Here is a 25,087-nt window from a genome sequence, read left to right as displayed (position 1 = left end):
GCGAACCCTTCCGGACACTGCCTGCAGGGGTTATCCTTCACGTCACTTCACATTGCCGTCGGGCGGCCCAAAACCACTTTGAACGCACCTATCGAACCACATCGCTTTACCCTCGAACCTATCGAGGCTCACCGCTTCGCCAATCTGTGCGGGCAATTCGACGAGCATCTGCGCTTGATCGAACAGCGCCTGGACATCGAGATCCGCAATCGCGGAGGCCAGTTCGAGATGATCGGCGAGCGCAAACAAACCACCTCGGCAGAGAACCTGTTGCGCCGGCTGTATCGGGAAACGAAAGCGACCGAGCTGTCCCCGGACATGGTTCATCTGTTCCTGCAGGAATCCGGCGTCGAAGAGCTGGACAACCACCCTGCTGCCGAAGTCGGCGTCGCCTTGCGTACCAAGAAAGGCATGATTCGCCCGCGTGGCTTGAATCAGCAGCGGTACGTGAAGGAAATCCTCGCCAACGACATCAACTTCGGCATAGGCCCGGCCGGTACCGGCAAGACCTATCTGGCGGTGGCGGCAGCGGTCGATGCCCTTGAGCGCGAGACCATCCGCCGCATCCTGCTGGTGCGTCCTGCTGTAGAAGCGGGCGAAAAGCTCGGCTTCCTGCCCGGCGACCTGTCCCAGAAAATCGACCCGTACCTGCGCCCGCTGTATGACGCGCTGTACGAAATGCTCGGCTTCGAATACGTCGCCAAGCTGATCGAGAAGCAGGTGATCGAAGTCGCGCCACTGGCTTACATGCGCGGTCGCACGCTTAACAATAGCTTCATCATTCTCGACGAGAGTCAGAACACCACCGTCGAGCAGATGAAAATGTTCCTGACCCGTATCGGTTTCGGCTCCACGGCCGTGATCACCGGTGACGTCACCCAGATCGACCTGCCCAAAGGCACGAAATCCGGTTTGAACCACGTCATCGAAGTGCTCAAGGACGTGCCGGGCATCAGCTTCACCCACTTCAAGCCCAAGGACGTCGTGCGCCATCCGCTGGTGCAGCGCATCGTCGAAGCCTACGAGCGCTACGAAGAACGCAACGACAACCCGGTCGCTCCACAGGGTTCACGGGACACTCGCCGCGATGCTTGAGCTGGATCTGCAACTCGCGAGTCAGGCCAGCGCCCCGAGCGAAGCCCAGTTTCGCCTCTGGTGTGAAATGGGCCTGCGCCAGCGTTCGGCTGACTCGGAACTGACCATTCGCCTCGTCGACGAAGCCGAAGGCCGAGAGCTGAACAACACCTGGCGGCACAAGGATTACGCCACCAATGTGCTGTCGTTTCCTGCCGATGTCCCCGACGAGATGCTGGACATTCCGCTGCTGGGCGATCTGGTCATCTGCGTGCCGGTCGTTACCCGTGAAGCCGCTGAACAGAGCAAATCACCAGACGCTCATTGGGCGCATCTGGTGATTCATGGCTGTCTGCATCTGTTGGGCTACGATCACATCGATGACGACGAAGCCGAAGAGATGGAGGCGCTGGAACGAGAGTTGCTTGCAGAGCTTGGCTATCCGGATCCTTACGCAGACGACGAATCTGTCGACGCGCTCCATCCAGAAGCACCCAATTCCGACACACCCCATTTAGAAACATCAGCCAAGGATCACGAGTAAGGGCTATGAGCGAAGACCGATCGAGCAACGGGCAAAAGTCATGGTTGGGCAAACTGACCCAGGCATTTGCCCATGAGCCGAAAAACCGCCAGGAGCTCCTGGAGCTGCTGCGCGAAGCCCATCAGAACAAGCTGCTGGACAGTGAAGCGCTGGCCATCGTCGAGGGCGCTATTCAGGTCGCCGACCTGCAGGTCCGCGACATCATGGTGCCGCGCTCGCAGATGATCAGCATCAAGGCCAGCCAGACCCCACGCGAGTTTCTGCCTGCCGTGATCGACTCGGCGCACTCGCGCTACCCGGTCATCGGCGAAAGCCACGATGACGTGCTGGGCGTATTGCTCGCCAAGGACCTGCTGCCGCTGATCCTCAAGGAAGACGGTGGCAGCGGCGACGTGAAAAGCCTGCTGCGCCCGGCGACCTTCGTCCCTGAATCCAAGCGCCTGAACGTGCTGTTGCGGGAATTCCGCGCCAACCACAATCACATGGCCATCGTCATCGACGAATACGGCGGCGTGGCGGGTCTGGTGACCATCGAAGACGTGCTCGAGCAAATCGTTGGCGACATCGAAGACGAGCACGACGTCGAGGAAGACAGCTACATCAAGCCACTGCCCAGTGGCGACTTCCTGGTCAAGGCGCTGACCCCGATCGAGAGCTTCAACGAGTTCTTCGACAGCGGGTTCTCCGATGACGAATTCGACACCGTCGGCGGTCTGGTGATGAACGCGTTCGGGCATCTGCCCAAGCGTAATGAAATCACCGAAATCGGCGCGTACCGTTTCCGCATCCTGAATGCCGACAGCCGTCGTATTCACTTGCTGCGCCTGAGCCCGATCAACCGCACGTAATGCCCTACCCGCTTTAAGGAATGTAAATGCGCTGGATCACCCGCCCCGGCTGGCCCGGTAACCTGCTGGCCATGGTGGCCGGCGCGTTGATTACCCTGGCCCTGGCACCCTTCGATATCTGGCCGCTGGCGATTGTCGCGCTGGTGGTTTTCTATCTCGGTCTGCGCGACCTCACACCGCGTCAGGCCCTCTGGCGCGGCTGGTCCTACGGGTTCGGCCTTTTTGGTGGCGGCACCAGCTGGATTTACGTCAGCATCCACACCTATGGCGAGGCGCCGGTCTGGCTGGCGGCTTTCCTGATGGTGCTGTTCTGCGCGGCAGTGGCGTTCTTCTTCGCCCTGCCGGCGTGGGTCTGGGCCCGCTGGATCCGCCGCAACGAAGCCCCGCTTGCAGACTCACTGGCCTTCGCGGCCCTGTGGTTCGGCCAGGAAATGTTTCGCGGCTGGTTCCTCACCGGCTTTCCCTGGCTCTATTCCGGCTACAGCCAGCTCGACGGGCCTCTTAAAGGACTCGCGCCACTGGGCGGCATGTGGCTAATCTCCTTTGTACTCGCGCTGAGTGCGGCGTTGCTGTGCAACCTGCCTCGTTTGCGCACGCGCGCGCCGAAGTTGGCGGCTGGCATTGTCTTGCTGCTGGCGCCGTGGGTTGCCGGGCTGGCGCTGAAGCATCACGCCTGGACCGAGCCTTCCGGCAAGCCGCTGACTGTCGCAGCCATGCAGGGCAACGTCGAGCAGAGCATGAAGTGGGACCCGGCGGCGCTCAACGCGCAACTCGCGCTGTACCGCGACATGACTTTCAGCTCGAAGAAAGCTGACCTGATCATTTGGCCGGAAACGGCGGTGCCGGTGCTCAAGGAGTCGGTCGAAGGTTATCTGTCGGTGATGGGCAAGTTTGCGGCCGAGCGCGATTCGGCGCTGATCACTGGCGTGCCACTGCGCGAGAAAGGCACCCATGGCGAATATCGTTATTACAACGCCATTACCGTAACGGGCGAAGGCGATGGCACCTACTTGAAGCAAAAGCTGGTGCCGTTTGGTGAGTACGTGCCGTTGCAGGACCTGCTGCGCGGGCTGATCGGGTTCTTCAACCTGCCGATGTCCGACTTTGCGCGCGGGCCGTCCGGGCAAGCGCTGTTGCAGGCGAAGGGTTATGAGATCGCGCCGTTCATCTGTTATGAGGTGGTATACCCGGAGTTCGCCGCAGGGCTGTCGGCGCAAAGCGATCTGCTGCTGACGGTGAGCAATGACACATGGTTCGGCACCTCGATCGGCCCGCTGCAGCATTTGCAGATGGCGCAAATGCGCGCACTGGAAGCCGGCCGCTGGATGATCCGCGCCACCAACAACGGCGTCAGCGCGCTGATCGACCCGTTTGGCGAAATCACCACCACCGTGCCGCAATTCGAACGCGCCGTGATGTATGGCGAAGTCACCCCGATGCAAAACCTCACGCCGTACCTGCACTGGCGCTCGTGGCCGTTGATCGTGCTGTCGTTGCTGCTGATCGGCTGGGCGTTCTTTGCGGGCAGGATAGCGAAGGCGGTGTAGCGGGTCCCGACTGACGTCGGTGAACTCAATCTGTAGGAGCCGGCTTGCTGGCGAACCGGTCAGTCACCGTTGTAGTGCCTGGCCTGACGCATTCGCCAGCAAGCCGGCTCCTACAGATTCGGGTGTGTCAGTTCCAGCTTCGAAAGCAGTGAACCCTTTCGCGGGACAAGGGGAAGCGACGCCCCGGCAGCACCTACAGGCAGCCGCATAACGCTGGCTACCGGTAAAACAACCGATACCCCACCAATCCCGCCGCTTCGTTGATCAATTGCCCGTTCTGCCACACCGCCCTCGCCTCTGGCGTCCAGCCACCGAACGGGCGGGCGTTGTCCACGCTCAGGAATCCCACAGGCGCCGGAACCACGCTGAATCCGGCCTTCTCGAAACTCCACACCGAACGCGGCATGTGCCACGCCTGTGTCACCACGACCACACGCTTGATGCCCTGCGGCAATAAAATCGCGGCCGACATCTTGGCGTTTTCCCAGGTCGTGCGGCTTTCACCTTCCTGCCAACGCACACTCACGCCAAAGTCGTCGTGCAGGGAGTCGGCCATGATTGCCGCCTCGCTCGGCGGCTCGCCGTAATGCAGCCCGCCGGTGGTGAGGATCGGCAGACCCGACGCTTTGGACAAGCGCGCGGCATACCGCATGCGTTCCAGCGCAACGCCCGTCGGGATGTCAGTGCCCCAGCTCGGGTCATTGCGTTCGCGGCCAGAACCGAGAATTACGATCGCATCGGCACGCTGGGCCAATGTCGCCCACTCGCTCTGCGGCAGCGGCGGGATACTCTCGATACCCTTCGCCGACCACTCCACCACAATCGGCAAACTCATTGCGGTCATGCCGCCAACGCCGATGACGAACAGCACCCGCGCCAGCACCGGCCGGCGATTTCTCAACCACCAGGCGAGCACTAACAACAGCAGGAAAAGGCCCGGAGGCAGCAGCAGGTTCTTGATGAAATAACGAAAAGGCATCGGGCATCTCCAAAGATGCCCGAAGCCTAAAAGCAATGACGCTAAGCAGCAATGCTCGATTGGCCGGGGTCAGCCCCCGCAGAAGTTAACGCTTGAAATGTTTGGTGGAACTGTAGCGACTCAACTTTGCCGACACCTTGGCTCGGCGCTGATCCTTGAGCCAGATGACATTGGCATGAGGATGGGGCGCTCGTATCGGCTCGGAAGGCTCCCGTGAGGTGCTGGAACTTCCCCTCGTGACGAGCAGTGAATCGTCTTTGAAGACGACTTCGGTTCGGCCCAGATAAGCCTTGATCAACTCAAACTCGGCGTGACTCAAGCCACGCAACTCAAGCTCGGCAGGGGACTCGTTTCGAAGTCGCACGGCTGTTTTTGCTGTGTCCAGAGCCAGGCCCAGACGATTGATCAGACGGTCATACACATCAGGTTGCTCTACTTCATGCTGCAGCTCTGCCATCCGCTCACCTCACTGAAGATAAACACTTACCCCCGTCAGTGAGCTTAGCGCCGCTTCCAAAACCGGCGCGATGCCGCGACCAACGGCGGATGCCGCAGATGCCGAGTCTTGAGCACGCAATCAGGGTTTCCCTCGGCTTGGTAGCCTCATGTATGCTACGGCGCTTCCTGTAAATCCACTTCCGCCCCACCGGGCATGGATGCATCGCAATGCGGACGGCCTCGTCTGGCATGCGAAGGCTTCTGATCCGGTCACGCCGAGAAGCGGTCAAGGGTCACTCATTTCAGCCAAAAGTAGCCATGCACGAACTCTACCAGCCCCGCGAAATCGAAGCCGCCGCCCAGACCTTCTGGGACGAGCAAAAGTCTTTTGAAGTCGGTGAACAGCCAGGCAAGGACACCTTCTACTGCCTGTCGATGTTCCCTTACCCCAGCGGCAAGCTGCACATGGGCCACGTGCGCAACTACACCATCGGCGACGTGATCGCCCGCTATCAGCGCATGCAAGGCAAAAACGTCCTGCAGCCGATGGGCTGGGACGCGTTCGGCATGCCGGCGGAAAACGCCGCGATGAAGAACAACGTCGCACCCGCCAAGTGGACCTACGAAAACATCGCCTACATGAAGAACCAGCTCAAGAGCCTGGGTCTGGCGATCGACTGGTCTCGCGAAATCACCACCTGCAAACCGGATTACTACCGCTGGGAACAATGGCTGTTCACTCGCCTGTTCGAAAAAGGCGTGATCTACCGCAAGAACGGCACCGTGAACTGGGACCCGGTCGACCAGACCGTCCTGGCCAACGAGCAAGTCATCGACGGGCGCGGCTGGCGTTCGGGCGCGGTGATCGAAAAACGCGAAATCCCGATGTACTACTTCAAGATCACCGCATACGCGGATGAGCTGCTGGAGAGCCTCGACGAGTTGCCGGGCTGGCCTGAACAGGTCAAGACCATGCAGCGCAACTGGATCGGCAAATCCCGCGGCATGGAAGTGCAGTTCCCGTACGACCAGGCGTCCATCGGCGAAGCCGGCGCCCTGAAAGTCTTCACCACCCGCCCCGACACCCTGATGGGCGCGACCTACGTGGCCGTTGCCGCCGAGCACCCGCTGGCGACCCTGGCTGCGCAGAACAATCCCGAGCTGCAAGCGTTCATCAACGAATGCAAGAGCGGCAGCGTCGCTGAAGCCGACGTCGCCACCCAGGAAAAGAAAGGCCTGCCGACCTCGCTGTTCGTCGAGCACCCGCTGACCGGTGAGAAACTGCCGGTGTGGGTCGCCAACTACGTGCTGATGCATTACGGCGACGGCGCGGTCATGGCCGTGCCTGCACACGACGAACGTGATTTCGAGTTCGCCACCAAGTACAGCCTGCCGATCAAAGCCGTTGTACGCACCAGCGCGGGCGATGAAACCCCTGCGCCGTGGCAGGACGCGTACGGCGAGCACGGTCAGCTGATCAACTCCGGCGAGTTCGATGGCCTGGATTTCGCCGGCGCATTCGACGCCATGGAAGCCGCGCTGCTCAAGAAAGACCTCGGCAAGTCACGCACCCAGTTCCGTCTGCGCGACTGGGGCATCAGCCGCCAGCGCTACTGGGGCTGCCCGATCCCGATCATCCACTGCGACACGTGCGGTGACGTGCCTGTCCCGGAAGATCAACTGCCGGTCAAGCTGCCTGAAGACGTAGTGCCGGACGGCGCGGGCTCACCGCTGGCGCGTATGCCCGAGTTCTACGAGTGCAGCTGCCCGACCTGCGGCGCGCCGGCCAAGCGCGAAACCGACACGATGGACACCTTCGTCGAGTCCTCGTGGTACTTCGCCCGCTACGCCTCGCCTCACTACGAAGGCGGCATGGTCGACCCGAAGGCCGCGAATCACTGGCTGCCGGTTGACCAATACATCGGCGGTATCGAACACGCGATCCTGCACCTGCTGTACGCGCGCTTCTTCCACAAGCTGATGCGCGACGAAGGCCTGGTCAGCTCCAACGAGCCGTTCAAGAACCTGCTCACCCAGGGCATGGTCGTGGCCGAGACGTTCTATCGTCTGGAAGCCAACGGCAGCAAAACCTGGTTCAACCCGGCGGAGGTCGAGTTCGAACGTGACAGCAAAGCCAAGATCATCGGCGCCAGGCTTATTGCCGATGGCCAGCCGGTTGAAATCGGCGGCATCGAAAAGATGGCGAAATCGAAGAACAACGGTGTCGACCCTCAGTCGATGATCGACCAGTACGGCGCAGACACCTGCCGCCTGTTCATGATGTTCGCCTCGCCACCTGACATGAGCCTGGAATGGTCTGACTCCGGCGTGGAAGGCTCGCACCGCTTCCTCAAGCGCGTCTGGCGTCTGGCTCAGGCTCACGTGACGGCGGGCGCAGCAAGCGCACTCGACAAAACCGCGCTGAACGATGACCAGAAGGCCATTCGCCGCTCGATTCACCTGGCCATCAAACAGGCCGGTCAGGACGTTGGGCAGCACCACAAATTCAACACTGCCATCGCGCAAGTGATGACGCTGATGAACGTACTGGAAAAGGCACCGCAGGTTTCGGCTCAGGACCGCGCGCTGTTGCAGGAAGGTCTGGAGACGGTCGCGCTGTTGCTGGCGCCGATCACCCCGCACATCAGCCACGAGCTGTGGGCTGCACTGGGTCACCCAGGTCCGATCATCGACGCCGGCTGGCCTGTGGTCGATGGCTCGGCACTGGTGCAGGACACGCTGCAGCTGGTGATTCAGGTCAACGGCAAGCTGCGGGGCCATATCGAGATGCCGGCCAGCGCCTCCCGCGAGGAAGTCGAGGCTGCCGCACGGATCAATGAAAACGTGCTGCGCTTCATCGACGGCCTGACGATCCGCAAAGTCATCGTGGTGCCGGGCAAACTGGTTAACATCGTTGCCAGCTGACGCAATCATCGGGCGCCCGCATGCAGGCGCCGCATCAATTTCAAGAACCCGGGATGCCGGGTTCTAACGGATTCAAGGGAGCAACAAGATGATCAAACGCAATCTGCTGGTAATGGGACTCGCGGTTCTGCTGAGCGCCTGCGGTTTCCAGCTGCGCGGCACCGGCACCAATGCCCTGTCGGTCAAAGAACTCGACGTGAGTGCGCGCGACGCTTATGGCGACATCGTCACTCAGCTGCGTCAGACCCTGACCAACAGCGGCGTGCACGTCTACACCGGCGCCCAGTACAAATTGTTCATCGCCCGTGAGGACGAAACCCAGCGCACCGCGAGCTACGCCGGTTCCGGCCGTTCCGCCGAATACGAGCTGACCACCGTGCTGAAGTATGAAATTCACGGCAGCAAAGACGTCCTGCTGCTTGATGACTCGGTTCAGTCGCAGAAAGTCTTCGTTCACGACGGCAACAACCTGATCGGCTCTGACCAGGAAGCCGACCAGATCCGTAAGGAAATGCGCACTGACCTCGTGCAGAAGGTGCTGGCCCGTCTGCAGCAGCTGACACCTCAGCGCCTTGACGAGCTGCAAGCCACAGCCGACGCCGCTGCCCGCGCCCAGGCGGATGCCGAAGCCGCTGCTCAGCGTATTCGCGACGAGACGCCACAGCAGTCGCCTATTGAAATCCCGTCCAAGTGACGGCATCAGGGCCGGTTCGCCGGCCCTGATCTTTTCTGACCCATGAAACTCGCCCCCGCCCAGCTTTCCAAACACCTCCAAGGTGCGCTTGCGCCTGTCTACATTGTCAGCGGCGATGACCCGCTGCAGTGCCAGGAGGCCTGCGACGCCATTCGTGCGGCTGCGCGCCAGCAAGGCTATGACGAACGTCAGGTGTTCAGCGCCGACTCAAGCTTTGACTGGGGCACCCTGCTTCAGGCGGGCGCGAGCATGTCGCTGTTCGCCGAGCGCCGGCTGCTGGAGTTGCGCCTGCCGTCCGGCAAACCCGGCGACAAAGGCGCCGCCGCGCTGCTGGAGTATTGCGGCCGTCCCGCCGAGGACACGCTGCTGTTGATCAGCCTGCCCAAGCTCGACGGCTCGGCGCAGAAAACCAAATGGGGCAAGGCGCTGGTCGAAGGGCCGCAGACCCAGTTCGTGCAGATCTGGCCGGTGGACGCCAGCCAGTTGCCGCAATGGATTCGTCAGCGCCTGTCACAGGCCGGCCTCGCAGCAACGCCAGACGCCATCGAGCTGATCGCCGCGCGGGTGGAAGGCAATCTGCTGGCGGCCGCTCAGGAAATCGAAAAGCTCAAGCTGATGGCCGACGAAGGCCAGATCACGGTGGAGACGGTGCAGGCGGCGGTGGCCGACAGCGCGCGCTTCGATGTCTTCGGTCTGACTGACGCCATTCTTAATGGCGAAGCAGCGCACGCACTGCGTATGCTCGAAGGGCTGCGCGGCGAAGGCGTTGAGCCTCCGGTCATTCTCTGGGCGCTGTCCCGCGAGTTGCGTGTACTGGCCAATCTGGCGTTGCAGTTCAGTCAGGGCATCCCGCTGGACAAGGCCTTCAGCCAGGCGCGCCCACCCATCTGGGACAAGCGCAAACCGCTGATGAGCAAAGCCCTGCAACGCCACTCCGCGCGACGCTGGGGCCAGCTGCTGATGGACGCGCAACACATCGACGCGCAGATCAAAGGCCAGGCCCAAGGCTCGGTCTGGAGCAGCCTGAGTCGACTGACGTTGCTGATGGCCGGACAACGGCTGGCATTGCCGGCGGAATAATCTGTAACGTTTCGATAGCTCAGGTTAATTGGACAGCGGCACCGAACTGGCAGAATATCCCCGCTGCTCCACCCCATCACTTGAGCGAGAACGCCATGAGCAAAGCCAAAAAGCGGCCGAACAAGGCCAAATCCATCATCGCCCAGCCACTGTTCCGCAGCCGTCAGGAACAACCCGGCAAAGGCAAAGGCAGCTACCGCCGCGAAGCCTTCCAGTCTAAAAGCTGGGAGGCTTCTTCCGTTATGGCGGCTTGAAAACTTCAGGTTACTGACTGACGCCCCACCAACAGGGCCGGCATGTTAAGGTCTGCACCTTCCGGTTTAGCCCTGTGGACCCCAGAATGCCCCCAAGCTTTCCCCGTCGCTGGCACCTTCGCCAGTTGATCGCCGCTTCCAGCCTCTTCGCGCTGGTTGCCTGTGCCGAGCAGCCTACCGCTGCCGTTGCCACCCCTCTCCAGTCCGCGCCCGCGGCGCAAGTCGTCAAGAACCTGCCCACGCCTTCAGGCGCCGTTGCGCAACCCGACGACGGCAACTTTGAAATCCAGCCCGCAATGACCTTCAGCGAGTGGCAGAGCCAGTTTCGTGCTCTGGCGCTGAACGCGGGTGTGCGCCCCGAGGTGTTCGATAACGCATTTGCCGGTGTCACGCCGGACATGAGCGTGGTCAAGGCCGATCGCAGCCAGCCGGAATTCAGTCGCCCGGTGTGGGAATACCTCGACGGCGCGATGTCGGCCGTGCGCGTGCGCAAGGGGCAGGCATTGCTCAATCAATACGCCGACGCGCTCAGCGCCATCGAGCAGCGTTATGGCGTCGATCGCCAGGCACTGGTTGCCGTGTGGGGCATGGAGAGCAGCTTCGGCCAGTTCCAGGGCACTCAGTCAGTGATTCGCTCACTGGCGACGCTGGCCTATGAAGGCCGCCGGCCGCAGTTCGCCCAGGATCAACTGATCGCCGCGCTGCAGATCATTCAGCACGGCGACATCGATGCGCCGAGCATGCTCGGATCATGGGCCGGCGCCATGGGTCAGACGCAGTTCATACCGACGACCTACAACACCCACGCGGTGGACTTCGACGGCGACGGTCGCCGTGATATCTGGAACTCTCCGACCGACGCCCTCGCCTCCACTGCGCATTACCTGCAAAGCTCCGGCTGGCAGAAAGGCCAGCCGTGGGGCTTCGAAGTGCAACTGGCTCAGGGTTTCGACTACGCGCTGGCAGACGCCTCAACCCGCAAATCCATTGGCGAATGGCAGCAGCTGGGTCTGAAGCTGCCGAACGGCTCTGCACTCCCGGCCAATCTGCTGCAGCAACAGGCGGCGTTGCTGCTGCCCGCTGGCTACAAAGGCCCGGCCTTTCTGGTGATGGATAACTTCCGCGCCATCCTGAAGTACAACAACTCGTCGTCCTATGCGATGGCCATCGGATTGCTGTCCGAGCGCTTCAATGGCGGCGGTTATGTGCAAGGCAGTTGGCCACGGGGCGATCGTCCGCTGAGCCGCACCGAGCGTATCGAGTTGCAGACGCTGCTCTCGGCCCGACAGTACGACGCAGGCGCGCCGGACGGGATCATCGGCGCCAACACGCGCAAGGCGATCCGCAGTGCACAGCAATCCTTTGGCTGGCCAGCGGACGGGTATCCAACCCAGGAATTGCTGGAGCAGTTGCGCAAGCCGTAACTGCTGCAGACATGATCCTCAGGCGAGCACACAACCTGTAGGAGCTGCCGGAGGTTACGACGGTGGCGAATGCGGTCCGTCAGGCTATATAAGTTTGTCGGGGCAACCGCATTCGCCAGCAAGCCGGCTCCTACAGAATGCGTGTGCCGTTATGGCGATGCAGGTTAGCCATACCGCCGTGAACGCCACGCATAAAAAAACGGGCCGGATATTTCTATCCGGCCCGTTTTGCGTTCTGCATCAACGACGCTGTGATCAACCCGCCGTGAGCAGCGACTTGACCAGCTTGGCTTGTTCGTCCGCGTGGTACGAGGAGCGAACCAGCGGGCCGGAGGCGACGTTCTTGAAGCCCATCTTGTAGCCTTCTTCGGCAAACCAGTCGAAGACGTCAGGGTGCACGAAGCGCTGCACTGGCAAATGATTGCGCGACGGTTGCAGGTACTGACCCAGAGTCAGCATGTCGATGTTGTGCTCGCGCATGCGCTGCATGACTTCGATGACTTCTTCGTCGGTCTCGCCCAGCCCCAGCATCAGCCCGGACTTGGTCGGCACGTGGGGGACCATTTCCTTGAAGCGCTTGAGCAAGGTCAGCGACCACTGGTAATCCGAACCCGGACGCGCAGCCTTGTACAGGCGCGGCACGGTTTCCAGGTTGTGGTTGAAGACGTCTGGCGGCGTCGCGGCGGTGATTTCCAGCGCGATGTCCATGCGGCCACGGTAATCCGGAACCAGGGTTTCCAGCTGCACGTTCGGCGACAGCAAGCGGATCTCGCGGATGCAGTCGGCAAAGTGCTGAGCACCGCCGTCGCGCAGGTCGTCACGGTCCACGGAAGTGATAACAACGTACTTGAGTTTCAGGTCCGCGATGGCAACGGCGAGGTTTTTCGGCTCATCGGTGTCCAGCGCCTTCGGACGGCCATGGCCGACGTCGCAGAACGGGCAGCGACGGGTGCAGATGTCGCCCATGATCATGAAGGTCGCGGTACCGCCGGAGAAGCACTCGCCCAGGTTCGGGCAGGACGCCTCTTCGCACACGCTGTGCAGCTTGTGCTTGCGCAGCAGCGCTTTGATGCGGTCGACTTCCGGCGACACCGGAATGCGCACGCGAATCCAGTCCGGCTTCTTCGGCAGATCGACCGTCGGAATGATCTTCACCGGGATGCGCGCGACTTTTTCCGCGCCGCGCAGCTTCACGCCGGCTTCCACTTTCGGGCGAGCCACACGCTCAGGCGTGGCCACGCTCACTGTCGGGATCAGGGTTTGTACGGCATTCTCTGTATTCACGACAGTGTCAGCTGCCTCATACGCGGTAGTCATATCAATCGATTCCGCCCGTTAGGGTCGTCTGCTCAGCGTAGTCGAGGTGGTTGACGAGCTGCGCACGCAGCCGGGCACTAACCTCGGCAAATTCAATCGGACCTGCCTGTTCACGCAGCTGGGTCATCGCCAGCCCCGCATATCCGCAGGGGTTAATCCGTTTAAAAGGGTCCAGATCCATATCGACGTTCAACGCAAGGCCGTGAAACGAACAGCCGTTGCGGATGCGCAACCCCAAAGAGGCAACTTTGGCGCCGTCGACATAAACCCCCGGTGCATCGGGCTTGGCTGCGGCGTCTACGCCGTAACTGGCCAGCAGATCGATCAGGCTGCGCTCGATCCGGGTGACCAGTTCGCGAACGCCAAAGCCCAGACGGCGCACGTCCAGCAGCAAATACGCGACCAGTTGGCCGGGGCCATGATAAGTCACTTGGCCGCCGCGATCGACCTGCACCACCGGGATATCACCCGGCAGTAGCAAATGCTCGGGCTTGCCGGACTGGCCTTGAGTGAAGACAGGTGGATGCTGCACCAGCCAGACCTCATCGGCGGTTTCGCGGTCGCGACCGTCGGTGAAGCGTTTCATGGCCTGCCAGGTGGGCTCGTAGTCGGTCAGCCCGAGTTCACGAAAGCCCAGAACCGCACCCATCACAGCACCATGTGCACGAAGCCGGTGGCCCGCAATTCACTGTTGATGTCGTAAAGCTGGTCTTGACCGGTGGCGATGATGTGCAACTGAACGGTGGTGTACTTGCCGTTGCTGCTCTGGCGCTCGGCCAGGGTGTTCATGTCGACGGTGGCGTGCTTCTCGAGAATCTCGATGACTCTGTCTTTGAAGCCCACACCCGTGTCACCGATGATCTTGATGGGATAGTCGGCGCAGGGAAATTCGATTTTTGGCGCTTTTACTTCGGTATCTGTCATGGCAGTAACGGCCTCGTAAGCCGGAAAACGGACAGGCCCCCGGCGCGGTCGGCGACGGGGGCGTACGGAGCAACGGTCAGCTTTTGATCAATCGTTGATCAGTTGAACAGACCGTAGAAGAACAAGCGGATGCTATCCCACAGGCGGCGGAAGATACCACCTTCGTCGACGGCGTCCAGGGCGATCAGGTTGGCGCTGTGCACGACCTTGTCGTCCAGTTTGACTTCAACCTTGCCGATGACGTCGCCTTTGGCGATCGGTGCAACCAACTGTGGGTTCATGGTCATGCTGGCGGCCAGCTTCTTCAGCTCGCCTTTTGGCATGGTCATGGTCAGGTCGTCAGCCAGACCGGCTTTGACCAGACGCTCTGTGCCTTTCCAGACCGGTGCCTGAGCCAGCTCGGTGCCCTTCTGATAGAAGGTCTGGGTTTCGAAGAAACGGAAACCGTAGGTCAGGAGCTTCTGAGTCTCGGCAGCACGAGCTTGCTCGCTGTTGGTGCCGAACACCACTGCAATCAGACGCATGCCATCACGAACGGCCGAGGACACCATGCAGTAGCCGGCTTCTTCGGTGTGACCGGTTTTCAGACCGTCGACGGTCTTGTCACGCCACAGCAGCAGGTTGCGGTTCGGCTGTTTGATGCCGTTCCAGAAGAACTCTTTCTGCGAATAGATTGCGTAGTGAGCCGGGTCTTCGTGGATGATCGCGCGCGCCAGCAGGGCCATGTCATGGGCGGTGGCGTAGTGATCAGAGTTCGGCAGGCCGGTCGGGTTCATGAAGTGGCTGTTGACCATGCCCAGGTCGGCAGCGGTCTTGTTCATCAGGTCGGCGAAGGCGTCTTCGCTGCCGGCGATGTGCTCGGAAAGCGCAACGCTGGCGTCGTTACCCGACTGAATGATGATGCCGTGCAGCAAGTCGCTGACGGTGACCTGGCTGCCCACTTTGATGAACATCCGCGAACCGCCGGTGCGCCAGGCGTTTTCGCTGACGGTCACAGGGTCGTTTTCGCCGATCTGGCCACGACGGATTTCCAGCGTGGCGATGTAGGCGGTCATCAGCTTGGTCAAACTGGCCGGTGGCAGGCGCTGGTCGCCATTGTTTTCGACCAGAACGTTACCGCTGTTGGCGTCCATCAGCACATAAGCCTTGGCAGCCAGTTGCGGTGGCGATGGCGTCATCTGTTCTGCCGCAAACACGGCAGGCGCGGTGAATAACGGGATTAGCAGGCAAAGGCGTTTTGCAAAGCTGGTGATGTTCATCCGTCTCTCGAAAATGCTAATGGGCAAACATGCCCTTGCGGGCAAAGCGGGTGCCGGGCTACCCCGGCAAACGGGCTCACATTCTACAGAACGTGCCGTGAAAAGCTGCTGACAACGACAAAGCCGGTTGGCAGGTCGTCGGTCAGGCGGCGAAACCCGCCTCCGTTTCCAGGGCGGGCATCGCTGATAAAGCGTTACTGGTCCGACGTGACGACGCTTGGCGAGCCGAGATTGGCCGACCTTACGCTGTTTTGCAGTTGCTGGGCCTCACCCGGCGTGTCGACCGGTCCCATCCGCACGCGATAGAGCGTCTGTTGATTGCGTGCGATCGAACTCACGAACACCGGCGCTCGGACCATCCCGCTCAATTTCGACCTCAGGAGTTCCGCAGCGTCCGGGTTGGCGAAGGCTCCCACCTGGAGAAACAGCCCAGACGCTTGTCCGGAAGCGTTTTTTTTTGCGTCGATCGGCACAGGTGTGACCGGGGCGGCGTGTTGCTGCGGCGGCGGCGTCCATTGCTCGATCGTACCCGCAGATGCGGTGATCACCGGAGCGCCCGGTTGCGGCTGACGCGCCGGCGTATTGCTGGCCACTTGCGGCTGATCCAGCATCAGCGGCGCCGGTTTGCCGCGCTGCGCCCAGTATTGGGACGGGTCGATGCCTTCGACTTTTACCCGCGCCGTGCCGGTTTCGGCATACCCGAGCTTTTTGGCGGCGGCGTAGGACAGGTCGATGATGCGGTCGGAATAGAACGGGCCGCGATCATTGACCCGCAGGATCACCGTACGGTTATTGTCCAGGTTGGTCACGCGAACATAGCTGGGCAGCGGCAAGGTCTTGTGCGCCGCGCTCATGCCATACAGGTCGTAGACTTCGCCGTTGGCGGTGTTCTGGCCGTGGAATTTGGTGCCGTACCAGGACGCTGTTCCCGTCTGGGAGTAGGTCTTGGAATCGCTGAGCGGGAAATAGGTCTTGCCCAGCACGGTGTAGGGGTTGGCCTTGTACGGGCCGGTGTGCAGGGTCGGAATGGCGTCGGGGATGCGCGAAACATCAACGTCCCACCACGGCGCGCCGTCTTTGTGCGCCCGGTTGATGTCCAGCCCGGGCTGCGAGCGGATCACGTTGCCCGACTGTCGCTGCGTCGTGGTCGTCGGGCGGCTGGTTGAGCAACTGACGATCAGCAAAGTCAGCGCCGCGAAGGCCATCAGTTTCAATGGTTGTTGCATCGGCAGTGACCGCATTACTTGACGTCCCGGGCTTGAACAAGCATTTCAGACAGCTGATGCACGGCCATGGCGTACATCACGCTGCGGTTGTACCGCGTGATTGCGTAAAAATTCTTCAAACCCATCCAGTATTCAGGGCCTTTGTCGCCATCGAGGCGAAACGCCGTGACCGGCATGTCGTCGCGCAGCGCATCATGACTCGCCCAGCCCAACGCTCGCAACTCCCCAACGTTCTTCACCGGGTCAATGCCGGGGCTTAAGCCCTCATCAACGCGGTCACCGCGCACGTCCGCGCGACTGACAACCGGCTGGCCGGCCACCCAGCCGTGACGCTGGAAGTAGCTGGCCACGCTGCCGATTGCATCGTCCGGGTCGTTCCAGATATTGATGTGGCCATCGCCGTCGAAGTCCACTGCGTAGGCGCGAAAGCTGCTCGGCATAAACTGAGGCAAACCCATTGCGCCGGCGTAGGAGCCTTTGAGCGTCAGCGGATCGACCTGCTGTTCGCGGGACAGCAGCAGGAACTCGCGCAGCTCCTTGCGGAAGAAATCGGCGCGCTGGGGATAGTCGAACGCCAACGTCGACAAGGCGTCCATCACCCGGTAATTACCGGTGTTGCGGCCGAAAAACGTCTCCACGCCGATAATCGAAACGATGACCTGAGCGGGCACGCCATACTCTTGCTCGGCGCGCGTCAGGGCGGCCTCGTGCTGACGCCAGAAGTCGACACCCCGGGCAACCCGCGCGTCGGTGAGGAACATCGGGCGATAGTCTTTCCACGGTTTGACGCGTTCGGCGGGCTTCGAAATGGCATCGAGGATCGCCTGCTTGCGCTGCACATCGCGGAACACATCGATCAGTTGCTCGCCCGCAAAACCATAATCGCGAGTCATTTCGCTGACGAACTGGGCGACTTGAGGAGAGCCGTCATAGTCACCGGCAAGTGATTCCTGCACTGAGCCGAAGATGCCCATCAGACCGACCAGCGGCGCATATCGAGCAGCCCAGCCACGCACTACTTGCATTGAGTTCTTCACCTTAATCAAACCTGAGCGATCCACTTGCGATGTGTATGGACCGACATCAAAACACCAAACGCTGACAGCAGCGTCACCAGCGAAGTTCCGCCGTAGCTAATGAAGGGCAGCGGCACGCCTACGACCGGCAGCAGACCGCTGACCATACCGATATTGACGAAAACGTAAACAAAAAAGGTCATGGTCAGGCTGCCCGCGAGCAGCTTGCCGTAGAGGGTCTGCGCCTGGGCGGTGATCACCAGCCCGCGGCCGATCAGCAACAGGTAGATCAGCAGCAGCGCGCAAATCCCCACCAGGCCGAATTCCTCGCCAAGCACCGCAATAATGAAGTCAGTGTGGCTTTCAGGCAGGAAGTCCAGGTGCGACTGTGTGCCCATCAGCCAGCCCTTGCCGAACACGCCGCCCGAACCAATTGCCGCCTTGGACTGAATGATGTTCCAGCCGGTGCCGAGCGGATCGCTCTCCGGGTCGAGGAAGGTCAGGATCCGCTGCTTCTGGTAGTCATGCATGAAGAAGAACCACATGCCGACGGCCACCGGGACCGCGGCCGCAACCACGCTGATGATCCAGCGCCAGCGCAGGCCGGCCATGAACAGCACGAAGGTGCCGGACGCCAGAATCAGCAGCGAAGTGCCGAGGTCTGGCTGACGCACGATCAGAATGAACGGCAGACCAATCAGCCCGAGGCTCACCGCCACGTGCTTGAGGTGCGGCGGCAAGGTGCGTTTGGACAGGTACCAGGCGATGGTCGCCGGCATGATGATCTTCATGAATTCCGAGGGTTGAAAGCGGATGACCCCGGGAATGTTGATCCAGCGCGTTGCGCCCATGGCGTTGTGGCCCATGACGTCCACCGCCACCAGCAGCAGAACGCCGATCACATAGGCGGCGGGCACCCAGCGGGCCATGAATCGGGGTTCGAGCTGCGCGATGACGAACATCGACACCAGGCCAATGCCGAAGGAGGTCGCTTGCTTGATCAGCAGGTCCCAACTCTTGCCGCTGGCCGAATACAGGACAAACAGACTGCCCGCCGCCAGCGTCAGCAGCAGGATCAGCAGCGGGCCATCGACGTGGATTTTCTGCAGGAACGTGGCGCGACGGCGCATCACATCTTCGCTGGAAAGGATGCGGTCGAAATTACTCTTCACGGGCCGCGGTCTCCGGAGGCTGTGCATTACTGGCGTATTCGGGTTTCAGATGGCCCTGGGGATCGAGCAGCCAGGCGTCCATGACCTGCCGCACCACCGGCGCGGCAACACCCGACCCCGACTCACCGTTTTCGATCATCACCGCAACGACGATCTTCGGGCTGTCGGCCGGCGCGAAGCCGACGAACAGGGCGTGGTCGCGGTGGCGTTCCTGGACTTTCGAACGGTCGTACTTCTCGCCCTGCCGAATGGCGACGACCTGGGCGGTACCACTCTTGCCGGCGATGCGGTACTGGGCACCAATGGCGGCTTTGCGCGCGGTCCCGCGAGCGCCGTGCATCACTTGCTGCATGCCGTGGTTGACCTTGGCCCAGTCCGACGGATCACGCAGAACGATGTCCGGCATCGGGTTTTCGTCCACCGGCTTCTGCCCTTCGACGGTCTTGGCCAGGTGCGGACGGTTCCATTTGCCTTTGTTCGCCACCAGCGCGGTGGCCTGGGCCAACTGCAGCGGGGTGGCCTGCATGTAACCCTGACCGATCCCCAAAATGAGTGTTTCGCCCGGGAACCATGCCTGTCGCCGCGTGACACGCTTCCAGTCACGGGACGGCATCAGGCCGGGGGATTCTTCGAACATGTCCAGCGAGACTTTCTGGCCGATGCCGAACTTGTTCAGGTACGCCGACAGCCGATCGATCCCGACCTTGTGGGCCAGATCGTAAAAGTAGGTGTCGTTGGAGCGCATGATGGCGGTGTCCAGATCCACCCAGCCATCGCCGGTGCGGTTCCAGTTACGGTATTTGTGGTCGTAGTTCGGCAGCATGTAATAGCCGGGGTCGAAAACCCGGGTGCTCGCCGTGATCACACCGGTGTCGAGGCCGGCGATTGCCACTGCCGGCTTGATGGTCGAGCCCGGAGGATACAGGCCCCGCAGAATGCGGTTGAACAGCGGGCGATCAACCGAATCGCGCAGCTCGGAGTACGCCTTGAAACTGATGCCGGTGACGAACAGGTTGGGGTCGAAGCTCGGTTGGCTGACCATCGCCAGCACCTCGCCGGTGCTGGGGTCCAGCGCCACCACCGCACCGCGACGTCCGGCCAGCGCCGCTTCGGCGGCTTCCTGCAACTGGATGTCGAGGCTCAGGACAATGTCCTTGCCGGGCACCGGATCGGTTCGCTTTAGCACGCGCAAGACGCGGCCGCGGGCGTTGGTTTCGACTTCTTCGTAACCGACCTGACCGTGCAGCTCGGGTTCGTAAAAGCGCTCGATGCCGGTTTTGCCCATGTGATGGGTGCCGCTGTAATTCACCGGATCGAGGCTTTTCAGCTCTTTCTCGTTGATCCGCCCCATGTAACCCACCGAGTGCGCGAAGTGCTCACCCTGCGGATAGTGGCGAACCAGCTGCGCCACCACTTCAACGCCCGGCAGGCGAAACTGGTTAACGGCGATGCGGGCGATTTGTTCTTCGGTCAGCTCGAACAGAATGGGCACCGGCTCAAACGGCCGCCGGCCCTGCTTCATGCGTTTTTCGAAGATGATCCGGTCATCCGGCGTCAGCTCAAGCACCTGAACGATGGTGTCCAGCACTTGGGTCCAGTCACCGGAACGTTCGCGGGTCATGCTCAGGCTGAAACTGGGCCGGTTGTCGGCGATCACCACACCGTTACGGTCGTAGATCAGCCCACGACTCGGCGAGATCGGCTGCACGTGAACGCGATTGTTCTCGGACAGCGTCGAGTGATACTCGTACTGGATGACCTGCAGGAAATACAGCCGCGCGATCAACACGCAGATCAGCACCACCACCGCGACTGCACCGACCACGACTCGGCTGCGCACAAGGCGTGCGTCTTTTTCGTGGTCTTTCAGGCGGATCGGCTGAGACATTTAGGGCAGGTTCACAGTAAAGGCAGCGGCGCTACTTGTGATAAGGGTGACCGGACAGCACGGTCCAGGCACGATAAATCTGCTCACCGATGAGGATGCGCACCAGCGGGTGCGGCAACGTCAGCGGCGATAACGACCAGCGCTGCTCGGCCCGGGCACAGACTTCCGGCGCCAGCCCTTCCGGACCGCCGACCATCAGGTTGACCGTGCGCGAATCCAGGCGCCAGCGATCGAGTTCGCCGGCCAGTTGCTCGGTGCTCCATGGCTTGCCATGCACTTCAAGCGTGACGATCCGCTCGCCCGGCTGCACCTTCGCCAGCATGGCCTCGCCTTCCTGACGGATGAGGCGTGCCACGTCGGCGTTCTTGCCACGGGTGTTGAGCGGAATTTCCACCAGTTCCAGCGCCAGTTCGGATGGCAGACGCTTGGCGTATTCATGCCAACCCTCTTCCACCCACTTGGGCATGCGGGAACCGACAGCGATCAGGCGCAGACGCACAACGACGCCTTAGGCCTGGTCTTTGTTCAGCTTGTCGAAATGCTCGTGAGCGTTTTCCGGGCTGTGGTGTGCAGCGCTGGCCGAACGGCTCTGCTCGGCACCGGCCCACAGACGCTCGAGGTCGTAAAACTGGCGAGCGGAGGCGGTCATCATGTGGACGATGGCGATGTCCAGGTCCAGCAGCACCCAGTCGCTGTCGCCCTTGCCTTCTTCGCCCAGCGGCTTGAGGCCCTGCTTTTTGACTTCTTCGCGGACCTTGTCGAGCATCGCGTTGATCTGGCGGTTGGAGGTACCGGTCGCGATGACCATGTAGTCAGTGATGCTCTGCTTGTCACGAACGTCCAGCACCTGGATATCCTGGGCTTTGACGTCTTCCAGGGCAGCCCTGATCACTTCGATGATTGGATTTACAGCGCGTTTGTCAGTCATAAAAAACTCTTTCAACTCGTATGTTTGGGCGTTTCTTCGCGCACTTGGCTGCGTAGCAACACACCTTCAGTTCGACGCACGGTACAGCCCGTGCGTATCGATATAGGCCAGTACCGCGTCTGGCACCAGAAAACGTACCGACTTACCGCTGGCCAGCAGTTGACGGATCTGGGTGGCAGACACCGAAAGCGGCGTCTGCCAGACGAACGTAATCTTTCCGCCGGGCCCTTTGAGGGCCTTCGGATCACTGACGGCACGTCCCGCGAGCAGATTTCGCATCGCATCCGGGGACTCGCTGTCGGCGTCCGGGCGTTGCAGCACCACGATATGGCAGTGCTCCAGCAACTCTTCCCACCGATGCCAGGATGGCAGCCCGCAAAAGGCGTCCCAACCCAGCAATAAAAATAGCTGATCATCGGCGGCGAGTTCCGCGCGCATCGATTCCAGCGTGTCGATCGTGTACGACGGCTTGTCGCGCAACAGCTCGCGATCATCCACCGTCAATGGCGGCACCCCGGCGACCGCGCACTGGACCATCGCCAGACGGTCCTGCGCCGAAACGCTCGGCGTGTCGCGATGAGGCGGCCGGGCGCTGGGCGTCAGACGCAGCTCATCGAGTTTCAGCAGCTCGGCGACTTCCAGTGCGCCACGCAAATGGCCAATGTGCACCGGGTCGAACGTGCCGCCGAGAATGCCGACACGCTTAGGCACCCGGGCCGTGTTCTGCGGAACGGCAATCGGATCGGCCATTGCCTGCGCGCCGCTGCCTGAAGGCTGACCGACGTCGGCCAAGTCAGACCGGCCCCTGCCCGCGCAATTGTGTGCCATCGCCGACAACGATGTATTTCTCGCAGGTCAGGCCTTCGAGCCCTATGGGGCCGCGGGCGTGAATCTTGTCGGTGGAAATGCCGATTTCCGCTCCCAGGCCGTATTCGAAACCGTCGGCAAAGCTGGTGGGCGCGTTGACCATCACCGAGCTCGAGTCGACTTCAGCCATGAAGCGGCGAGTCTGGGCTTGCGAGTCGGAGATGATGGCGTCGCTGTGATGCGAGCCGTAGTGATTGATGTGTTCGATGGCCTGATCCAGACCGGTGACGATGCGGATCGACAGGATCGGCGCAAGGTACTCGGTGTGCCAGTCTTCTTCGGTGGCCGGCAAGACGTCGATCAGGTCGCGAGTGCGTTCACAACCGCGCAGTTCGACGCCTTTTTCGCGGAACTGGGCGGCCATGGGCGGCAGGAAGTCTGCAGCGATGGCTTGATCGACCAGCAGGGTTTCCATCGCGCCGCAGATGCCATAACGGTAGGTCTTGGCGTTGAAGCTGATGCGCTGGGCAGCGGCGAGGTCGGCATGGGCGCTGACGTAGACGTGGCAGATGCCGTCCAGGTGTTTGATGACCGGGACTTTGGCGTCGCGGCTGACGCGTTCGATCAGGCCTTTGCCGCCACGGGGAACGATGACGTCCACGTACTCGGGCATGGTGATCAGCGCACCCACGGCGGCGCGGTCGGTGGTTTCGACGACTTGTACGACGGCGGCAGGTAAACCTGCGTCATCGAGGCCGCGCTGGATGCAGGCGGCGATGGCGCGGTTGGAGTTAATTGCTTCGGAGCCGCCACGGAGGATGGTGGCGTTACCGGATTTGAGGCAGAGGCTGGCGGCGTCGATGGTTACGTTGGGGCGGGACTCATAGATGATGCCGACGACGCCTAGTGGCACGCGCATTTTGCCGACCTGGATGCCGGACGGCTGGAAGTTCATGTCGCGCAGGGTGCCGATGGGGTCTGGCAGGCTGGCGACCTGGCGCAGGCCGGCGATCATGCTGTCGATGCGGGCCGGGGTCAGGGAGAGGCGTTCGAGCAGAGCGGGTTCGAGTCCATTGGCGCGGCCGGCGGCGAGGTCTTGTTCGTTGGCGGCGGTCAGTTCGGCACGGGAAGCGTCCAGCGCGGCAGCGGTGGCTGCGAGGGCGCGGTTCTTCTGTGCGGTGCTGGCACGGCCGATCACGCGGGAGGCTTCGCGGGCGGCGCGACCCAGGCGGGTCATGTAGTCAAGAACGGACTCGGTCATGGTCTCGGGTGGCTTGGCAAATGGGAAAGCGGCGGATTATAGCTGTCGGGCGTGCTGAACGACAGCGGCGACGGGCGGATGGTCGGAATAAGCCGGATTTGGTGCGTCAAAGACGTCCGCGGCGGTTGTGCTATCGGGTGTATATCCGTTTTCTCGGGTGCCGCAGATTAGGGTTCCGCCCTTACGGCGGGTCACTTTTTCCAACAGCCGAAAAAGTAACCAAAAAGGCCGTGCTCCTGGTTGGGTTCCTCCTTCGTCGGAATACCTTCACTTCGGTCTCGCTCCATGGGCACGCGCCGAACGGACATCCATGTCCGCAACGGCGCTCTCGCCGCATCCATGCGGCTCGGCCCACTGCGCGAGACCTGCGTTCAGCCTGCACCCAAGTCGCGATTGGCGGAGGCTGGACTTTTTGTATATGGAGATCAAGATCAAAAGCGCGTTAAAGCAGATCAAAGGCTTCCCGGCTGAAGCCGGTCCTACAGGGGTCGCAGCCGGCCCTGCTGACAGCACGCGGCCTTATGGCTGATTGAATCCCCCTGTAGGAGCGTGGCTTGTCCCGCGATCGGCTGCGCAGCAGTCGTGAACCTGACGACCCTATTGGGCCTGTCACTGCTAGGTTGCCGGATTTGCTGCCGCTGCGCGTCAGATCGCGGGACAAGCCACGCTCCTACGATGACGGCGGTGCGTTGCCAAAACGGGTGTAATCCCACGACGGCCTCCTCTCACCCATTCAGCTCCAATTAAGGCCGATGTTGATATGATCGCGGTCCATTCTCTGACTGCACTCATCCATGCCTGACCCATCGCCACGCGCCCTGCCGGACAGTTTCTTTCATCGAGATGCTCAAACCCTCGCCCGGGATTTGCTCGGCAAGGTCATCCGTCACAAGGTCGACGGGTTGTGGCTGTCGGCGCGGATTATTGAGACGGAGGCGTATTACGTGGCCGAGAAAGGCAGTCATGCGTCCCTCGGTTATACGGAAAAACGTAAGGCTTTGTTTCTGGAGGGCGGGCACATTTATATGTATTACGCTCGCGGCGGTGACTCGTTGAACTTCAGTGCGGAAGGTCCGGGCAATGCCGTGTTGATCAAATCGGCCTATCCGTGGGTCGATGCGGTGTCCGATGAGAACGCCCTCGCCCGCATGCTGCTCAACAATCCCGACGCCAGCGGAAACGTGCGCACGCCAGAGCGGCTGTGCGCCGGGCAGACGTTGCTGTGCAAGGCGCTGGGGCTGAAAGTGCCGATGTGGGACGCCAGGCGCTTCGATGAAGAGCAACTCTTTGTCGAGGACGTGGGTCAGCGACCGCCGCGGATCATTCAAACGACGCGCCTGGGCATTCCCGCCGGCCGCGACGAGCACCTGATGTACCGGTTCGTTGACGCCGCCTATGCCCGTTTCTGCACACGGAACCCGGTCAGACGCGGGCAAGTCGAAGGACGCGACTATATTTTCATCGAGCAAGGAAACTGAACCC

General features: G+C 61.5%; 24 protein-coding genes. 10 read left to right on the top strand and 14 right to left on the bottom strand.

What is annotated here, in order from left to right; translation table 11 throughout:
- Positions 1–78 precede the first annotated feature (78 nt).
- From EC919_RS19900 to lnt, 4 genes are read left to right on the top strand one after another with little or no spacing between them, the layout of a single operon-like run.
- Entirely contained in the window at positions 79–1,095 is a 1,017-nt protein-coding gene (locus EC919_RS19900) for a PhoH family protein (RefSeq protein WP_133776076.1), read from the top strand.
- Positions 1,088–1,618, top strand: a complete 531-nt coding sequence (gene ybeY, locus EC919_RS19895; protein WP_133776075.1) for an rRNA maturation RNase YbeY — start codon at positions 1,088–1,090, stop codon at positions 1,616–1,618. Before EC919_RS19900 ends, ybeY begins: the two co-directional genes overlap by 8 nt.
- Before the next feature lie 5 nt (positions 1,619–1,623).
- Positions 1,624–2,466 (top strand): HlyC/CorC family transporter, encoded by an 843-nt coding sequence (locus tag EC919_RS19890; RefSeq protein ID WP_065988361.1) that lies wholly within the window; start codon positions 1,624–1,626, stop codon positions 2,464–2,466.
- A 26-nt stretch (positions 2,467–2,492) separates the two neighbouring features.
- Positions 2,493–4,013 carry an apolipoprotein N-acyltransferase gene (gene lnt / locus EC919_RS19885; protein WP_133776074.1) on the top strand — a complete coding sequence of 507 codons (1,521 nt, stop codon included), beginning with the start codon at positions 2,493–2,495 and terminating at the stop codon, positions 4,011–4,013.
- 217 nt (positions 4,014–4,230) lie between these two features.
- On the opposite strand, the gene EC919_RS19880 is transcribed toward lnt, so the two are convergent.
- Together EC919_RS19880 and EC919_RS19875 are read right to left on the bottom strand one after the other, a co-directional pair.
- Positions 4,231–4,992 (bottom strand): YdcF family protein, encoded by a 762-nt coding sequence (locus EC919_RS19880; RefSeq protein ID WP_133776073.1) that lies wholly within the window; start codon positions 4,990–4,992, stop codon positions 4,231–4,233.
- 85 nt (positions 4,993–5,077) lie between these two features.
- On the bottom strand, positions 5,078–5,449 hold the full coding sequence (locus tag EC919_RS19875) for a hypothetical protein (protein WP_133776072.1): 372 nt from the start codon (positions 5,447–5,449) through the stop codon (positions 5,078–5,080).
- A gap of 299 nt (positions 5,450–5,748) precedes the next feature.
- Between EC919_RS19875 and leuS the strand changes: the two genes are divergently transcribed.
- The 5 genes from leuS to EC919_RS19850 all read left to right on the top strand — a co-directional run bounded on the left by leuS (position 5,749) and on the right by EC919_RS19850 (position 11,807).
- Positions 5,749–8,355: a leucine--tRNA ligase gene (leuS, locus tag EC919_RS19870; protein ID WP_133776071.1), complete on the top strand. Its 2,607-nt coding sequence runs from the start codon at positions 5,749–5,751 to the stop codon at positions 8,353–8,355.
- Positions 8,356–8,443: 88 nt separating this feature from the next.
- Positions 8,444–9,049, top strand: coding sequence for an LPS assembly lipoprotein LptE (gene lptE, locus EC919_RS19865; RefSeq protein ID WP_133776070.1), 606 nt, complete (start codon positions 8,444–8,446; stop codon positions 9,047–9,049).
- Positions 9,050–9,091: 42 nt separating this feature from the next.
- Complete coding sequence (gene holA, locus EC919_RS19860; protein WP_133776069.1) at positions 9,092–10,129, top strand: DNA polymerase III subunit delta; 1,038 nt, start codon at positions 9,092–9,094, stop codon at positions 10,127–10,129.
- Positions 10,130–10,224: 95 nt separating this feature from the next.
- Entirely contained in the window at positions 10,225–10,383 is a 159-nt protein-coding gene (gene arfA, locus EC919_RS19855) for an alternative ribosome rescue factor ArfA (RefSeq protein ID WP_037017982.1), read from the top strand.
- A gap of 86 nt (positions 10,384–10,469) precedes the next feature.
- Positions 10,470–11,807, top strand: a complete 1,338-nt coding sequence (locus tag EC919_RS19850) for a lytic murein transglycosylase (RefSeq protein WP_133776068.1) — start codon at positions 10,470–10,472, stop codon at positions 11,805–11,807.
- Positions 11,808–12,062: 255 nt separating this feature from the next.
- On the opposite strand, the gene lipA is transcribed toward EC919_RS19850, so the two are convergent.
- From lipA to EC919_RS19790, 12 genes are all read right to left on the bottom strand, one after another.
- Positions 12,063–13,124: a lipoyl synthase gene (lipA, locus tag EC919_RS19845; protein ID WP_122536892.1), complete on the bottom strand. Its 1,062-nt coding sequence runs from the start codon at positions 13,122–13,124 to the stop codon at positions 12,063–12,065.
- 1 nt (position 13,125) lies between these two features.
- The gene (lipB, locus tag EC919_RS19840; RefSeq protein WP_133776067.1) at positions 13,126–13,773 is read right to left on the bottom strand and encodes a lipoyl(octanoyl) transferase LipB; all 648 of its coding nucleotides are present in this window, start codon (positions 13,771–13,773) and stop codon (positions 13,126–13,128) included.
- On the bottom strand, positions 13,773–14,048 hold the full coding sequence (locus EC919_RS19835; protein ID WP_133776066.1) for a DUF493 domain-containing protein: 276 nt from the start codon (positions 14,046–14,048) through the stop codon (positions 13,773–13,775). The genes lipB and EC919_RS19835 overlap by 1 nt, the downstream gene beginning before the upstream one ends.
- 98 nt (positions 14,049–14,146) lie before the next feature.
- On the bottom strand, positions 14,147–15,307 hold the full coding sequence (locus EC919_RS19830; RefSeq protein ID WP_133776065.1) for a D-alanyl-D-alanine carboxypeptidase family protein: 1,161 nt from the start codon (positions 15,305–15,307) through the stop codon (positions 14,147–14,149).
- Positions 15,308–15,501: 194 nt separating this feature from the next.
- Positions 15,502–16,548, bottom strand: coding sequence for a septal ring lytic transglycosylase RlpA family protein (locus tag EC919_RS19825; RefSeq protein WP_133776064.1), 1,047 nt, complete (start codon positions 16,546–16,548; stop codon positions 15,502–15,504).
- Positions 16,548–17,558 carry a lytic murein transglycosylase B gene (gene mltB / locus EC919_RS19820; protein WP_133776063.1) on the bottom strand — a complete coding sequence of 337 codons (1,011 nt, stop codon included), beginning with the start codon at positions 17,556–17,558 and terminating at the stop codon, positions 16,548–16,550. The genes EC919_RS19825 and mltB overlap by 1 nt, the downstream gene beginning before the upstream one ends.
- Positions 17,559–17,575: 17 nt before the next feature.
- The gene (rodA, locus tag EC919_RS19815; protein ID WP_065988478.1) at positions 17,576–18,679 is read right to left on the bottom strand and encodes a rod shape-determining protein RodA; all 1,104 of its coding nucleotides are present in this window, start codon (positions 18,677–18,679) and stop codon (positions 17,576–17,578) included.
- Between the two features lie 31 nt (positions 18,680–18,710).
- Positions 18,711–20,609: a penicillin-binding protein 2 gene (gene mrdA / locus EC919_RS19810; RefSeq protein WP_133776062.1), complete on the bottom strand. Its 1,899-nt coding sequence runs from the start codon at positions 20,607–20,609 to the stop codon at positions 18,711–18,713.
- 31 nt (positions 20,610–20,640) lie between these two features.
- Entirely contained in the window at positions 20,641–21,108 is a 468-nt protein-coding gene (gene rlmH, locus EC919_RS19805) for a 23S rRNA (pseudouridine(1915)-N(3))-methyltransferase RlmH (protein ID WP_037017961.1), read from the bottom strand.
- Between the two features lie 9 nt (positions 21,109–21,117).
- Complete coding sequence (gene rsfS / locus EC919_RS19800) at positions 21,118–21,537, bottom strand: ribosome silencing factor (RefSeq protein WP_065988378.1); 420 nt, start codon at positions 21,535–21,537, stop codon at positions 21,118–21,120.
- A gap of 66 nt (positions 21,538–21,603) precedes the next feature.
- A complete protein-coding gene (gene nadD, locus EC919_RS19795) occupies positions 21,604–22,248 on the bottom strand; it encodes a nicotinate-nucleotide adenylyltransferase (protein ID WP_166650594.1) in 645 nt (214 codons plus the stop codon).
- 82 nt (positions 22,249–22,330) lie between these two features.
- Entirely contained in the window at positions 22,331–23,605 is a 1,275-nt protein-coding gene (locus EC919_RS19790; protein ID WP_133776060.1) for a glutamate-5-semialdehyde dehydrogenase, read from the bottom strand.
- Between the two features lie 794 nt (positions 23,606–24,399).
- On the opposite strand from EC919_RS19790, the gene EC919_RS19785 reads away from it, so the two are divergent.
- On the top strand, positions 24,400–25,083 hold the full coding sequence (locus tag EC919_RS19785; protein ID WP_133776059.1) for a DNA-3-methyladenine glycosylase: 684 nt from the start codon (positions 24,400–24,402) through the stop codon (positions 25,081–25,083).
- Positions 25,084–25,087: the final 4 nt, after the last annotated feature.

This window comes from Pseudomonas graminis (genome assembly GCF_004364335.1).
GTDB lineage: Bacteria > Pseudomonadota > Gammaproteobacteria > Pseudomonadales > Pseudomonadaceae > Aquipseudomonas > Aquipseudomonas graminis_D.
Note: the sequence above shows the minus strand (reverse complement) of the source record. Positions and strands in the feature narration are given on the sequence as shown.

Coding starts and splice junctions, on each gene's coding strand:
- ybeY (WP_133776075.1), top strand. CDS start 1,088: ATGCTTGAGCTGGATCTGCAACTCGCGAGTCAGGCCAGCGCCCCGAGC.
- EC919_RS19890 (WP_065988361.1), top strand. CDS start 1,624: ATGAGCGAAGACCGATCGAGCAACGGGCAAAAGTCATGGTTGGGCAAA.
- lnt (WP_133776074.1), top strand. CDS start 2,493: ATGCGCTGGATCACCCGCCCCGGCTGGCCCGGTAACCTGCTGGCCATG.
- EC919_RS19880 (WP_133776073.1), bottom strand. CDS start 4,992: ATGCCTTTTCGTTATTTCATCAAGAACCTGCTGCTGCCTCCGGGCCTT.
- EC919_RS19875 (WP_133776072.1), bottom strand. CDS start 5,449: ATGGCAGAGCTGCAGCATGAAGTAGAGCAACCTGATGTGTATGACCGT.
- leuS (WP_133776071.1), top strand. CDS start 5,749: ATGCACGAACTCTACCAGCCCCGCGAAATCGAAGCCGCCGCCCAGACC.
- lptE (WP_133776070.1), top strand. CDS start 8,444: ATGATCAAACGCAATCTGCTGGTAATGGGACTCGCGGTTCTGCTGAGC.
- holA (WP_133776069.1), top strand. CDS start 9,092: ATGAAACTCGCCCCCGCCCAGCTTTCCAAACACCTCCAAGGTGCGCTT.
- arfA (WP_037017982.1), top strand. CDS start 10,225: ATGAGCAAAGCCAAAAAGCGGCCGAACAAGGCCAAATCCATCATCGCC.
- EC919_RS19850 (WP_133776068.1), top strand. CDS start 10,470: ATGCCCCCAAGCTTTCCCCGTCGCTGGCACCTTCGCCAGTTGATCGCC.
- lipA (WP_122536892.1), bottom strand. CDS start 13,124: ATGACTACCGCGTATGAGGCAGCTGACACTGTCGTGAATACAGAGAAT.
- lipB (WP_133776067.1), bottom strand. CDS start 13,773: ATGGGTGCGGTTCTGGGCTTTCGTGAACTCGGGCTGACCGACTACGAG.
- EC919_RS19835 (WP_133776066.1), bottom strand. CDS start 14,048: ATGACAGATACCGAAGTAAAAGCGCCAAAAATCGAATTTCCCTGCGCC.
- EC919_RS19830 (WP_133776065.1), bottom strand. CDS start 15,307: ATGAACATCACCAGCTTTGCAAAACGCCTTTGCCTGCTAATCCCGTTA.
- EC919_RS19825 (WP_133776064.1), bottom strand. CDS start 16,548: ATGCGGTCACTGCCGATGCAACAACCATTGAAACTGATGGCCTTCGCG.
- mltB (WP_133776063.1), bottom strand. CDS start 17,558: ATGCAAGTAGTGCGTGGCTGGGCTGCTCGATATGCGCCGCTGGTCGGT.
- rodA (WP_065988478.1), bottom strand. CDS start 18,679: ATGCGCCGTCGCGCCACGTTCCTGCAGAAAATCCACGTCGATGGCCCG.
- mrdA (WP_133776062.1), bottom strand. CDS start 20,609: ATGTCTCAGCCGATCCGCCTGAAAGACCACGAAAAAGACGCACGCCTT.
- rsfS (WP_065988378.1), bottom strand. CDS start 21,537: ATGACTGACAAACGCGCTGTAAATCCAATCATCGAAGTGATCAGGGCT.
- EC919_RS19790 (WP_133776060.1), bottom strand. CDS start 23,605: ATGACCGAGTCCGTTCTTGACTACATGACCCGCCTGGGTCGCGCCGCC.
- EC919_RS19785 (WP_133776059.1), top strand. CDS start 24,400: ATGCCTGACCCATCGCCACGCGCCCTGCCGGACAGTTTCTTTCATCGA.